We start from the raw sequence: 12,341 nt of genomic DNA, 5'->3' as shown, positions 1-12,341 counted from the left end.
ATTCCGATCTCGGTGCGCCGGGTGTACGCGGCGACCTGCACCATGTTGGCGATCAACAGGATCGCTCCGACCGCCTGCACCAGCGCGACGGCGAACGCGGCATCGCGCAGGCCGTCCAACACGGCGAACAGGCGGTCGATGAGGTCCTTCTCGTTGAGGATGCTGCGCACCCCGGGCTGGCCCTGCATCGCGGCATCGAACTCCGCGTGCTGTTCGGGGTTGTTCAGCTTGACGATGAACGACGCGGGAAACGAGTCCTTGCCCGCCACGTCCTTGAACTCCGGGAACTTCTTGATGGCGTCGTTGTAGGCGTCCTGGCGGTTGACGAAGCGCACCGATTTGACGTCTTGGCGTGCATCGATCTTCTCGCGCAACCCTTTACACGGCGCGGACGCACACGTGGTGTCGTTGGCCGAGATGTCGTCGGTCAGAAACACCTGCGTCTCGACGCGGTCGAGATAGATCTCGCGTGAATTGTCGGCCAGCCGGACCACCAGCAGACCGCCGCCGAACAGGCCGATGGAGATCGCGGTCGTCAGGATCATCGCGGCCGTCATGGTGACGTTGCGGCGAAGTCCGGTCAGAACCTCGTTGAGTAGGAAACCGAAGCGCACTTAGCGGTCCATCCCGTAGATGCCGCGCTGCTCGTCACGAACCAGCCTGCCCAGCGACAATTCGACGACGCGCTGGCGCATCGAGTCGACGATGTGGTGGTCGTGCGTTGCCATCAGCACCGTCGTCCCCGTGCGGTTGATCCGCTCCAACAAATCCATGATGTCCTTACTGGTGTCAGGGTCGAGGTTGCCCGTCGGCTCGTCCGCCAGCAGGACCAGCGGCCGGTTGACGAACGCGCGGGCGATCGCCACCCGCTGCTGCTCACCACCGGACAACTCGTGGGGCAACCGATTGGCTTTGCCGGACAGGCCGACGGTGTCCAGCACGTCGGGCACCACCCGGTTGATCGCGTCGGGTCGTTTGCCGATCACTTCCAACGCGAACGCGACGTTCTCGTACACCGTTTTTTGCTGCAACAGGCGGAAGTCCTGAAAAACGCAACCGATGACCTGGCGCAGCTTCGGGACGTGCCGACCGCGCAGCTTGTTGACGTGGAACTTCGACACCCGGACGTCGCCGCTGGTCGGGTTCTCGGCGCCGAGCAGCAGCCGCATGAACGTCGACTTGCCCGAGCCCGACGGGCCGATCAGGAAGACGAATTCACCCTTGTCGATCTTGACGTTGACGTCCTCCAGCGCCGGACGGGCCGACGCTTTGTACTTCTTGCTGACATGGTCCAGGGTGATCATCACGGCACGCCAGTGTAGCGGTGAATTTCGCTGGCAAGCGAAGTCAACTGGCCGGCGGCGGCGAACTCGGCACCGGGCCGGGCCCCGGTTGCGGTTGCTGCGGCGTCGGTGTGGCCGGGCTTGAGCTGGGCGGGCAGAACGGCGCCGGCAGGATGCACGGCAGCTGCGGCAGCTGGAACGGCTGCGTCGTGGTCGTGGTCGTCGTCACCGGCGGCGGCGGTGGCGGGGGTGGTGCCGGCGTACTCGTCGACGTCGGCGTGTAGGTGACGGTCGCCGGGGGCGCCTGCACCCGGCTACGGGGCACCCAGGTGTAGTTGGGATCGGGCACGAAACCCGGCGGCACCACTTGCTGGGCCGGCGGCTTGGGTGCCGGCTCCGGGCGGTAGGTGTCGTAGACCCACCACGCCAGGAAGAAAGCGATGATCAGTACGAGCGTCGACGTGCGCATCCGCCCGCCGAACACGTAATTGGGCCAGCGATGCTCCGCATCCTTGTCGTCGCCGTCGCCGCGCTTCTCGAGGATGTTCAGGGTGAACTTCAACGCTTCTGCACCGCACCTTGGACTTCATCGTCGGTTTGCTGTTCGGCGGCCTGGGCGGCCGGCACCGAGGGGTCTTCGACCAGGCCGACCGTCGCATCCGCCGCGGTCACGATCCCGACGCGGGCCAGCGCCCGGATGACCAGGACGCGCAGCTGCCGGCCGACCTCGAACTGCTTGCCGGGCAGCGTGCGGGCCACCATACGCAGGGTGACCGTGTCGACTTCGATGCTCTCCACACCCATCACCGTGGGTGCATCCAGCAGCAACTGGCCCAGCACGGGGTTGTCCATCGCGCGGTCGCATTCCTGATGCAAGACCTCGTTGACCCGGTTGAGGTCGGCGTTGGTCGACACCGGGATGTCCACCACCGCGCGTGCCCAGTCTTTGGACAGGTTGACCACCTTGACGATCTGCCCATTGGGGATGGTCAACACTTCGCCATCGGGTGAGCGCAGCCGGGTGACCCGCAGCGTCACGTTCTCGACCGTGCCGGTCGCGTCCGTCGCGGACACGACGGTGATGGTCACCAGGTCTCCGAAGCCGTACTGGCGCTCCACCAGGATGAAGAAGCCGGACAGCAGGTCCCTGACCAACTGCTGCGCGCCGAAACCCAGCGCGGCGCCGACCACGGTGGCCGGCGCCACCAGCCCCCCGATCGAGAACTGCAGTATCTCGGCGAGCTGCATCATGACCCAGATGCCGATGATGACGACCGACACCCACGAGATCACTGACGCCACGGCCTGGCGGTGTTTCGAGGCCTCCGATCGCACCAGCGCGTCGCTTTCGACGAAGCCCAAGTTGAGCTGGCGGGTCACCTGCTGTGCGACCCAGTTGACGAAACGGGCCGCCAACACTGCCGCGATGAGCACCATGACGATGCGCAGACCCCTGGCGATGATCCATTCACCGACTTCGCCCCGCCAAAAGTCGTGCCAGCGGTGCGTCATCGATGCGGCGAGAATGCTTGTGTTATTCGTCATCTTTTCGGTTGCGCCAACGGATTCCCGCTTCCAGGAATCCGTCGATGTCTCCATCCAGGACGGCCGCAGGGTTGCCAACCTCGTACTCGGTTCGCAGGTCCTTGACCATCTGATAGGGCTGCAGAACGTAGGAGCGCATCTGATTGCCCCACGAGCTGCCACCTTCGCCTTTTAACGCGTCTAGTTCAGCGCGTTCTTCGGATCGCTTGCGTTCCAACAACTTTGCCTGAAGCACTCGCATCGCCGAGATCTTGTTCTGCAACTGCGACTTTTCGTTCTGGCAAGTCACGACGATACCCGTCGGGATATGGGTTAAACGTACCGCAGAGTCGGTGGTGTTCACCGATTGGCCTCCCGGGCCGCTCGAGCGGTAAACGTCAACGCGCACATCGCCTTCCGGAATGTCGATGTGGTCGGTGGTCTCCACCACCGGGAGCACCTCGACTTCGGCGAACGATGTCTGACGCCGGCTCTGGTTGTCAAACGGGCTGATGCGCACCAGCCGGTGGGTGCCCTGCTCCACGGACAGCGTGCCGTAGGCGAACGGCGCGTGCACGGCGAACGTCGCGCTCTTGATGCCGGCCTCTTCGGCGTAGGACGTGTCGAACACCTCGACGGGATACTTGTGCTGCTCGGCCCACCGGATGTACATCCGCATCAGCATCTCGGCCCAGTCGGCGGCGTCCACGCCGCCCGCGCCGGAACGAATGGTGACCAGCGCCTCGCGTTCGTCGTACTCCCCCGACAGCAGGGTGCGCACCTCGGTGGCTTCGATGTCTGCGCGCAGCGCTTTCAGCTCGGCGTCGGCCTCCGCCAGCGCGTCGGCCGCACCTTCCCCCTCCTCGGCCGCCAGCTCGTAGAGCACCGGCAGATCGTCCAGCCGTCCGCGCAGCTCCTCGACCCTGCGCAGCTCGCCCTGGGCGTGGGACAACTCACTGGTCACCCGCTGGGCCCGAGCTTGGTCATCCCACAACTGGGGATCGGAGGCCTCGTGCTCGAGCTTCTCGATGCGCTTGCGCAGACCGTCCACATCGAGCACCCGCTCCAGCGTGGTCAGGGTGGCATCGAGTGCGGCGATATCGGCTTGACGGTCGGGTTCCACAGCCGACCACGTTACCCGGGGCCTCCCACGCGGCTGAGCTCGCAGCGAGTGTCCAGGCCACGACCAGCGGTCATGCGTTTAGCATCGAGTCACGATCATGTGCGACCCGCTCTGCGCGCCGGCCTTTCCGGGAGCCCCCGGCGCTAACCGGGCACGAATAGAAGGTCGAGTATGCGTCCTTACCACGTTGCAATCGTTGGTTCCGGCCCGTCGGGTTTCTTCGCCGCCTCCTCCTTGCTCAAGGCGGCCGACGGGTCCGCCGACATCGATATCGCGGTCGACATGCTGGAGATGCTGCCCACCCCGTGGGGGCTGGTGCGCTCCGGTGTCGCGCCCGATCACCCGAAGATCAAGTCGATCAGCAAGCAATTCGAGAAGACCTCCCAGGATCCGCGCTTCCGCTTCTTCGGCAACATCTCGGTCGGCGAGCACGTGCAGGCCGACGAGCTCGCCGAGCGCTACGACGCCGTCGTCTATGCGGTCGGGGCGCAATCCGACAAGGCGCTCAACATCCCCGGCGAAGACCTGCCGGGCAGCATCGCCGCCGTCGATTTCGTGGGTTGGTACAACGCGCACCCGAACTTCGAGGAAGCCACGCCCGACCTCTCGGGCGCCCGCGCCGTGGTCGTCGGCAACGGGAACGTCGCGCTCGACGTCGCACGCATTCTGGTCACCGACCCCGACGTGCTGGGACAAACCGACATCGCCGACCATGCGCTGGAGTCGCTGCGACCGTGCGGCGTCGACGAGGTGGTGGTCATCGGTCGGCGCGGACCGCTGCAGACCGCGTTCACCACCCTCGAGCTTCGTGAGCTGGGCGACCTGGAAAACGTCGACGTGATCGTCGACCCCGCCCAGCTCGAAAACGTGAGCGACGAAGACGCCGCGGCGGTGGGCAAGACGGCGAAGCAGAACATCAACGTGCTGCGCGATTACGCCAAGCGCGAGCCACGCCCCGGACACCGCCGCATCGTGCTGCGCTTCATGACCTCCCCGATCGAGATCAAGGGTAAGGACCGGGTCGAAGCGATCGTGCTGGGCCGCAACGAGCTGGTCACCGATGACAACGGCCGGGTTTCCGCCAGAGACACCGGCGAGCGCGAGGAGCTACCGGTCCAGCTGGTGGTGCGCTCGGTCGGTTATCGCGGGGTGCCCACGCCGGGGCTGCCCTTCGACGACAAGACCGCCACGATCCCCAACAGCGGCGGCCGGATCGAAGGCAGCCGCAATGAATACGTGGTCGGCTGGATCAAGCGGGGACCGACCGGCGTCATCGGCACCAATAAGAAGGACTCCCAGGACACCGTGGACACGCTGCTCGCCGATCTGACCGGCGCCGACGATCTCGCGGATCTCCCGGACGACCACGCCGACCGACTTGCCGAATGGCTGGCGTCGCGCCAGCCCAAGCTGGTCACCTCGGCCCACTGGGACCTCATAGACGCCCATGAGCGGGCGGCCGGCGAACCGCACGGTCGTCCCCGCGTCAAGCTGCCGAGTCTGGCCAAGTTGCTGGGGGTCAGCCACGGCTGAGCGCTCGTGCTCGGCGGCGCCGAGTACGAAGGGCTCTACTCAACGACGTCAATCCTCCGTAGCGTTGGGTGGGTGGGTAACGACCAACCAGTGACCGTGCTCTCCGAGGACGAGAACTGGAAGCTGTTGGGCAGTGTCGCGCTGGGCCGGCTGGTCACCAACTTCGCCGGCGAGCCCGAGATCTTCCCCGTCAACTTCGTCGCGCAGGACCGCACCGTGCTGTTCCGCACCGCGGAGGGCACCAAACTGTTCTCGGCGGTGGCCAATCACGCGGTGGTCTTCGAGGTCGACGATCACAACGTCATCGAAGGCTGGAGCGTCATCGTGCGCGGCCGCGCGCGCTTGCTGAAGACCGACGCGGACATTCAACGCGCCGAGCGCGCGCAGTTGTTGCCGTGGACGGCGACGCTCAAACCGCACTACGTGCGCATCACCCCGACCGAGGTCACCGGCCGCAATTTCCGGTTCGGTCCGGAGCCTGACCGTCACGAGCCGGTTGCGTGACGAGAAGCTCAGGCGCCTCCGCTCCGGTGAGTCGGCGGTGCATGGCCCAGGCGATCCGCCCGGCCTGAACCTTCGCCCGATCGGCGGCCGGACCGCGATACATCTCATCAACGGTGTTGTGCCACAGCGTGAGCCAGCGACGGAAGTGACGATCCGACAGCGGGGCACGCGCGTGGATCTCGCGGTGCGCCTGTAACGCGCTGCCGCGATAGAGCCCTTCCCGGAACAGCACGGTCTCCCAGAAGTCGCACATCGTCGGAACGTGGGCCTCAAGCCCGGTGGCCCGCAACCCGGCGAACGGCTCGGCCAGGACCTCGTCATCCAACGCCCGCGCGTAGAAACGGCGCAGTAGGGCCTCCACATCGGCACGGTCGACCAGGTCTGCACCCGCCCCGGCCGTCGTCAGCCGGCTCACGGCGACTCCTCCATCTTCCTCCGACTTACGGTAACACCATCTTGTCCTGCGGGGTGGCTGCGCGACAGGGCCATAAGTCCCTCGACGGCGACGGGGATACCCGGGGAGGAAAATTTCGCGTTCGGGTGCGCCGGCGACCGCGACGACCGCTGCGGGGCAGTATGTTTCAGGTCACACGGGTGGGTCTGACCCCAGTTACAGGTTGCCGCACCGTATCGCGAGCACCGAGTGACCCGCATGGCACAACTCCTCGGCCCGATAGGAGTCCGCGACCACCAGCTGGGCCGCTTCGTGCTGGGCACGCAGGTACCGGTCCACACCGCCGGCCACGATCGCCGGCACGGCCTGCACGTCGGGATACAACCGCCTCCACGGCGCCAGCGGGCGATCCAAATGCGCTTGCACCGAAGGCTTTCCGGGTCTGGTGCCACGCGCGTCGGAGCCCTGCGCCACCGACAGCGCCCGCAGCGGCGTTTCGCGCAGTCGCGCCTCGTCGAAGGCGTGCCGCAGCACCTTGCCGTTGTCTGCTTCGACCACCACGCCGCTGACCTGCGCGGCAGTCGACCCTTGGATCACGGCGACCGGACACAGCGCCGAGCGGATCAGGCACGCCGCAACCGCGGGTCCGCCGTGGCGGGCATGGTTGAGCCCGATCCGTCCGATGCAGATCATGACCGCCGACCGCGATTCCTCGAGGAGCTTGGAAACCGTTCGGCCCGAGAGGATATCGGTTTCCACCTTGACCGGCTCGCCGACGGCGTCGACGGCCCGACGGGCGTCGGCCAGCGCCGCACGAGCGACGGCGAAGCGGGTATCGATGGCGCGCGCGCCCGAAGCATCGTGCGGGTCGATGACATAGACCAGTCGCAGGGGGATGTCGCGGCTGACCGCCTCATCGATCGCCCAGAGTGCCGCTTGTATCGCCGCCCTGGACCCGTCAACGCCTACCAGAATTGCGGGAGCTTGATACATGTTGCCCATCGCGGCTTCCTTCATCGAGCGGAAGAAGGTGATTTCTACACCGTTCACCCACGAGGTTATTGCCCGTAAACCCCGCTCCCCCAGAGGCATTGGTCCTCGAATTGATGCCATTGGACCCTATGGCTCGGCCGGTGAAACGGAATCTGGGGTGTGCAAGTGCGCGTCGTGGAGATCAAGGCGTCGAAATTCCCGCGAAGGTCATCAACGGCCGCGGGGAGCTGCAGGCGTCCGAGGAACTGCGCGAAGCCGCCGACCCTGTCCGAGAGTCCGGCGTCGCTGCAGCCGCGGTACGTGCAGACGCTGCTGGAGTTGGGGGCGGATCAGAACTCGACCGTCGTCTCCCCGCTACCGGTCGGCATCATCACGCCGTTCCTGCGGCATCCCGAGACGCTGCAGGAAGTGGTCGACAACCCTCAGCCAACGCGCGTGACGAACCACGCCGCGACCAGATACCAAGCACATCAAATACTTTCGTTGTTCAACAGACGTCAAGTTAGGCGCTGCCCATGGTGAACAAAAAATGAACAATCGGTGAACAGAAGCTGAATTCTGCCTGGTCCCAGCCGTGAAATAGGCAAAACCCCGCAAGCATCGGCGGCACCTGCGACTTTTATAGGGCCCGAACCCCCGAAGGTCTTTCGTGATGCCCTGCGCGCACTCTCCGCCATCCCGGTAAGCACCACGCCGCCCGCCCGAACGGGCGTGGTGTCAACGCGCCGGGCCGCCCTCTCATCTGACGGGGGTGAGCTTCGCCGACCGGCCGAGCGAATCGCGGGAGCGGCCCATAGATCCGAAAAACACGCCGATGCGGCGAGCGCCGGCGCCGGTGGCGTTTGTCCGAAAACCGCACATTGAGGGGACGTATCACCCATGGATTGGGCTTTCTTTCCACCCGAAATCAACTCCGCCCGGATGTACACCGGACCCGGATTGGCCTCGCTGTTGGCCGCCGCCGGAAGCTGGGACGCGCTGTCGGCCGAACTGGCCTCCACCGCCGAGTCCTACGAGTCGGTGCTCGCGGGCCTGGACCTGCAATGGCGCGGCGCCGCCGCCGAGTCGATGGCGTACGCGGCCGCCCGCTACGTGGGCTGGCTGCGGGCGACCGCCGAACAGACGAAGCAGACGGCCATGCAGGCGCGGACGGCCGCGGCGGCCTATGAGCAGGCGTATGCGATGACCGTGCCGCCGCCGGTGATCGCCGCCAACCGCACGCTGGTGGCGTCGCTGGTGGCGACGAACATCGTGGGCCAGAACACCGCGGCCATCGCCGACACCGAGGCACAGTACGCCGATTTCTGGGCGCAGGACGCCGCCGCGATGGCCGGCTACTCGGTGTCGTCGAGGGCGGCGACGACGCAGTTGCCGCGCTTCGGCACCGCAAACAAGTCCACCACCGACTCCGGGGTGAGTGACCAGAACGCCGCCGTGGCCGCGGCCAACACCAATTCCAGCGTGAACAAGGCCGCCGCGCAGACGCTTTCGGCACTGAACGACCCGTCTGGGACGGTGAATAACTACTACCTTGATGCGTCGACAACGAACTCGGGCAATAACGCCTTCCGGGTCCTCGACGCCATCCAGGGGACGGGCCTCGGCTTCAGCGCTCCGTACAACATGGAGCAGTTCGTGTCCGGCATCATCGGCGCGGAGAACAATCTGGGCATTCTGGCCAAGCCCGGTGCGGCCGCGGCCAATGTCGCTCCCGCCCTCGCGGCGCCGGCACTGCGCGCCGCCGCCTCGGGCCTGGGCGGTGGGCTGGGCAACGTCACCGCGACCCTCTCGCACGCCGGCACGATCGGGCCGATGTCGGTGCCCGCAAGCTGGGCCGCGCCCACGAGCACCCACATCTCGCCTTTGGAACCCGCCGGCTTCACCACGCTGCCGGGAACCGAAGAGCCGATCGCGTCCGGATATCCCGGCTACCCGGGCATGCCCGGCGGCGGTGCCGCCCGGTCCGCCGGCACGGGTGCGCCGCCCCGCTACGGCGTGCGGCTCACCGTGATGCCACGCCCGCCGGCCGCCGGGTGACGTGCCGCCAACCCGCCGACTGCCGCCGGTCATAGGAGAAATCCTCCGCCGCAAGCAGTTTCGCTTCACGCAGCCTTTAGAGCTGTAAGACATGGAATTCGGCTTTCTCCCGCCGGAGGTGAACTCCGGCCGGATGTACGCAGGTCCCGGGTCGGCCTCGCTGTTGGCCGCCGCAGGAGGCTGGGATTCGCTCGCGGCCGAGCTGGGCGTCACGGCCGCGGTGTACGAATCGGTGCTGTCCGGTCTGACGGGTGTGTACTGGCACGGCCCCGCAGCCCAGGCGATGGCGGCCGGTGCCGCCCCCTACGTCGCGTGGCTGTATATGACCGCCGAACTTGCTCAGCAGACGGCAACGCAGGCCCGGGCCGCCGCAGCGGCCTACGAGCTGGCGCATGCCATGACCGTGCCCCCGCCGGTGGTCGCCGCCAATCGCACCCAATTGGCGACCCTGGTGGCAACGAACTTCTTCGGCCAGAACACCGCGGCCATCGCGGCCACCGAAGCCCAATACGCCGAATACTGGGCTCAGGATGCCGCCGCGATGTACGGCTATTCCGCCAGTTCGACTGCGGCAGCCCAGTTCTCGCCGTTCTCCTCCCCGCGACGGACCACCACTACCGACGGGGTGGCGGCACAGCAGGACGCCGTCGTCAAAGCCGCCGCCGATGCCTCGAACTCGGGCACGAACTCGGGTTCGCAGGTGGTGGTGGTGAACTCCCCGACTTCCAATTCGTCGTCGCAACTCTTCCGGATCCTCGACACCATCCAGGGCGCCCAGACCACGTTCAGATCCATTTTCACCACCGAGGGCACTACCGCCGGAATCATCCAGGCCGACAAGAACTTAGGCATCTTGCCGAACCTCGCGGCCGCCCCGGTCGCACTGCCCAAGGCGCCCGCACTCAGCGCTGCCACCTCGGGCCTGGGCAACGTCGACGCGGTGCTATCGCGGGCCGGACGGATCGGCCCGATGTCCGTGCCGGCCGGCTGGACGACCGCGGCCGGCAATCCCGCCGCGGCAGCGCCGGGCAGCGGCCTGGCCGACCTGACGGCGACCGAGCTGGTGACCCCAACCGGATCCACGCCGGGCATACCCGGGCTTCCGGGCGGGACGGTCCGCCGGGCGGCGCTTGTGGTCCCCCGCTACGGCAGGCGGATCACGGTGATGACGCGCCCACCCGCGGCCGGATGACGGACGCTCAGCCGGCGGGCGGCTGCGGCGGCGCGGGCGGCGGGACCGCGGGGGCGAATTTCCAGTTGTCCGGATTCCTCGGCGAATACACCACGGGAAACAGCTGGCCGATGGTCGGCCACTGGTTCACGTCGACGGCCATGCGCTGATACACCGCGTGTTCGTTGACGGTGGGACCGTTGATCACGCCGGCGATGGTGACGAATTGTTCGCCGGTGGCATCGGGGCGGGGGCTGATCCCGGTGACCAGCAGCGTGCCGCTGAGCAGCTCACCTCGCGGGCCGCGCGGGACGAACCGCTGGACGAGAAACACCCCCAAGATGGCCACCAGCAAAAGCAGCAGTCCGAATTCCCACACGACGCCATGGTAGGACCGTGATAAGACTGCGTCATGAGTCGCGCCGGCGACGATCCGAAGTGAAGCGATGAGGAGGAGCGTGCACAACAGCCAGGACGATCTGGCGCTGGCACTGACGCTGGCCGACCGCGCAGACGCGCTGACCTCCGCCCGATTCGGCGCGCTGGACCTGCGCGTCGACACAAAACCCGACCTGACGCCGGTGACGGACGCCGATCGCGCGGTCGAAACCGAGCTGCGCGAGGTGCTCGCGCGCGAACGGCCCGACGACAGCATCGTCGGTGAGGAGTTCGGCGGCGACACCACCTTCACCGGACGTCAGTGGATCATCGACCCGATCGACGGCACCAAGAACTTCGTCCGCGGGGTGCCGGTGTGGGCCACCCTGGTCGCATTGCTCCAAGACGGCATCCCCGTCGTCGGCGCCGTGAGCGCCCCGGCGCTGCAACGCCGGTGGTGGGCCGCGCACGCCCAGGGCGCCTTCGTCGCGGTCAACGGTGCGCCCGCGCGCCGACTCTCGGTTTCCTTAGTGGCACAACTGAATTCGGCGAGCCTCTCGTTCTCCAGCCTGTCCGGGTGGGCGCAGCTGGATGTGCGGGATCGATTCATCGCGCTGACCGACGCCGTCTGGCGGGTGCGCGCCTTCGGCGACTTTCTGTCCTATTGCCTACTCGCCGAAGGCGCCGTCGACATCGCCGCAGAACCCGAAGTGTCCGTGTGGGACCTCGCGGCGCTCGACATCCTGGTGCGCGAAGCGGGCGGGACGCTGACGGCCCTGGACGGCACCGCCGGGCCACATCACGGCAGCGCCGTGGCCACCAACGGCCTGTTGCAGCAGCAGGTGCTCGACAGCCTCGCTGTGAATTAGTTAACAAGTGTTCTCCGTGAACTTACTCCGGAGTAAGATCGGCGCTATCCGCATCGCCCAACGACCTGAGGCTGCCGAAAATGACCGGTTCCGGTTCTCAACAGACATCCGCCCGCTCCCGCGTCAAACGACGCGACCACAAATCCGCCGTCGGGCTACAACCCCACAAGCGCACCGGCGTCGACATCGCCATCGCGCTGATCACCCCGCTCGTCGGGCAGGAATTCCTGGACAAATACCGGCTGCGTGACCCGCTCAACCGCGCGCTGCGCTACGGCACCAAGACGGTCTTCTCCACCGCCGCCACCTCGTCCCGGGAATTCAAGCGAATTCAGAACCTGCGCGGCGGGCCGACCCGGCTCAAGTCCAGCGGCAAGGACTACTTCGATCTGACGCCGGACGACGAACAGAAGATGATCGTCGAGACCCTCGACGAGTTCGCCGAGGAAGTGCTGCGGCCCGCCGCACACGACGCCGACGAGGCGGCCACCTACCCGCCCGAGTTGATCGCCAAGGCCGCCGAGCTGGGCAT

At 66.8% G+C, this 12,341-nt stretch carries 14 protein-coding genes and 1 pseudogene; 7 read left to right on the top strand and 8 right to left on the bottom strand.

What is annotated here, in order from left to right; all coding sequences use genetic code 11:
* The 5 genes from A5646_RS07460 to prfB all read right to left on the bottom strand — a co-directional run.
* A partial coding sequence (locus A5646_RS07460; protein WP_067020928.1) for a permease-like cell division protein FtsX occupies positions 1–614 on the bottom strand: 614 nt, incomplete at its 3' end.
* Entirely contained in the window at positions 615–1,304 is a 690-nt protein-coding gene (ftsE, locus tag A5646_RS07455; RefSeq protein ID WP_066879292.1) for a cell division ATP-binding protein FtsE, read from the bottom strand.
* Between the two features lie 43 nt (positions 1,305–1,347).
* Positions 1,348–1,845: a hypothetical protein gene (locus tag A5646_RS07450; protein WP_066879258.1), complete on the bottom strand. Its 498-nt coding sequence runs from the start codon at positions 1,843–1,845 to the stop codon at positions 1,348–1,350.
* Positions 1,842–2,828 (bottom strand): mechanosensitive ion channel family protein, encoded by a 987-nt coding sequence (locus A5646_RS07445; protein ID WP_231997745.1) that lies wholly within the window; start codon positions 2,826–2,828, stop codon positions 1,842–1,844. The genes A5646_RS07450 and A5646_RS07445 overlap by 4 nt, the downstream gene beginning before the upstream one ends.
* The gene (gene prfB, locus A5646_RS07440) at positions 2,818–3,930 is read right to left on the bottom strand and encodes a peptide chain release factor 2 (protein WP_066879261.1); all 1,113 of its coding nucleotides are present in this window, start codon (positions 3,928–3,930) and stop codon (positions 2,818–2,820) included. Before prfB ends, A5646_RS07445 begins: the two co-directional genes overlap by 11 nt.
* A gap of 171 nt (positions 3,931–4,101) precedes the next feature.
* On the opposite strand from prfB, the gene A5646_RS07435 reads away from it, so the two are divergent.
* The gene (locus tag A5646_RS07435) at positions 4,102–5,463 is read left to right on the top strand and encodes an FAD-dependent oxidoreductase (RefSeq protein WP_066879263.1); all 1,362 of its coding nucleotides are present in this window, start codon (positions 4,102–4,104) and stop codon (positions 5,461–5,463) included.
* A 72-nt stretch (positions 5,464–5,535) separates the two neighbouring features.
* Positions 5,536–5,967 (top strand): pyridoxamine 5'-phosphate oxidase family protein, encoded by a 432-nt coding sequence (locus tag A5646_RS07430; protein WP_066865185.1) that lies wholly within the window; start codon positions 5,536–5,538, stop codon positions 5,965–5,967.
* On the opposite strand, the gene A5646_RS07425 is transcribed toward A5646_RS07430, so the two are convergent.
* The gene (locus A5646_RS07425; RefSeq protein WP_066879295.1) at positions 5,909–6,373 is read right to left on the bottom strand and encodes a group III truncated hemoglobin; all 465 of its coding nucleotides are present in this window, start codon (positions 6,371–6,373) and stop codon (positions 5,909–5,911) included. The genes A5646_RS07430 and A5646_RS07425 overlap by 59 nt on opposite strands.
* 204 nt (positions 6,374–6,577) lie before the next feature.
* On the bottom strand, positions 6,578–7,363 hold the full coding sequence (locus A5646_RS07420; protein WP_066879297.1) for a universal stress protein: 786 nt from the start codon (positions 7,361–7,363) through the stop codon (positions 6,578–6,580).
* A gap of 144 nt (positions 7,364–7,507) precedes the next feature.
* Here A5646_RS07420 and A5646_RS27900 point away from each other — a divergent pair.
* The 3 genes and pseudogenes from A5646_RS27900 to A5646_RS07410 all read left to right on the top strand — a co-directional run.
* Positions 7,508–7,774: pseudogene (locus A5646_RS27900) on the top strand (slipin family protein); the annotation flags it as partial.
* Positions 7,775–8,233: 459 nt separating this feature from the next.
* Positions 8,234–9,391 carry a PPE family protein gene (locus A5646_RS07415; protein WP_066879266.1) on the top strand — a complete coding sequence of 386 codons (1,158 nt, stop codon included), beginning with the start codon at positions 8,234–8,236 and terminating at the stop codon, positions 9,389–9,391.
* A gap of 91 nt (positions 9,392–9,482) precedes the next feature.
* Positions 9,483–10,583 carry a PPE family protein gene (locus tag A5646_RS07410; RefSeq protein WP_066865194.1) on the top strand — a complete coding sequence of 367 codons (1,101 nt, stop codon included), beginning with the start codon at positions 9,483–9,485 and terminating at the stop codon, positions 10,581–10,583.
* A 7-nt stretch (positions 10,584–10,590) separates the two neighbouring features.
* Here A5646_RS07410 and A5646_RS07405 read toward each other — a convergent pair whose 3' ends face one another.
* Entirely contained in the window at positions 10,591–10,941 is a 351-nt protein-coding gene (locus tag A5646_RS07405; protein ID WP_066865197.1) for a hypothetical protein, read from the bottom strand.
* Positions 10,942–11,008: 67 nt separating this feature from the next.
* Here A5646_RS07405 and hisN point away from each other — a divergent pair, with 67 nt between their 5' ends.
* Both hisN and A5646_RS07395 read left to right on the top strand, forming a co-directional pair.
* Positions 11,009–11,809, top strand: coding sequence for a histidinol-phosphatase (gene hisN, locus A5646_RS07400; protein ID WP_066879268.1), 801 nt, complete (start codon positions 11,009–11,011; stop codon positions 11,807–11,809).
* 80 nt (positions 11,810–11,889) lie between these two features.
* Positions 11,890–12,341, top strand: a 452-nt coding sequence (locus tag A5646_RS07395) for an acyl-CoA dehydrogenase family protein (protein WP_197505141.1), incomplete at its 3' end; no start/stop codon positions are given.

It is taken from the genome of Mycobacterium sp. 1245499.0 (genome assembly GCF_001673615.1).
In the GTDB taxonomy this organism is placed as follows: Bacteria; Actinomycetota; Actinomycetes; order Mycobacteriales; family Mycobacteriaceae; genus Mycobacterium; species Mycobacterium europaeum_A.
Note: the sequence above shows the minus strand (reverse complement) of the source record. Positions and strands in the feature narration are given on the sequence as shown.

Coding starts and splice junctions, on each gene's coding strand:
- A5646_RS07410 (WP_066865194.1), top strand. CDS start 9,483: ATGGAATTCGGCTTTCTCCCGCCGGAGGTGAACTCCGGCCGGATGTAC.
- A5646_RS07420 (WP_066879297.1), bottom strand. CDS start 7,363: ATGGGCAACATGTATCAAGCTCCCGCAATTCTGGTAGGCGTTGACGGG.
- A5646_RS07445 (WP_231997745.1), bottom strand. CDS start 2,828: ATGACGAATAACACAAGCATTCTCGCCGCATCGATGACGCACCGCTGG.
- A5646_RS07435 (WP_066879263.1), top strand. CDS start 4,102: ATGCGTCCTTACCACGTTGCAATCGTTGGTTCCGGCCCGTCGGGTTTC.
- A5646_RS07415 (WP_066879266.1), top strand. CDS start 8,234: ATGGATTGGGCTTTCTTTCCACCCGAAATCAACTCCGCCCGGATGTAC.
- hisN (WP_066879268.1), top strand. CDS start 11,009: ATGAGGAGGAGCGTGCACAACAGCCAGGACGATCTGGCGCTGGCACTG.
- ftsE (WP_066879292.1), bottom strand. CDS start 1,304: ATGATCACCCTGGACCATGTCAGCAAGAAGTACAAAGCGTCGGCCCGT.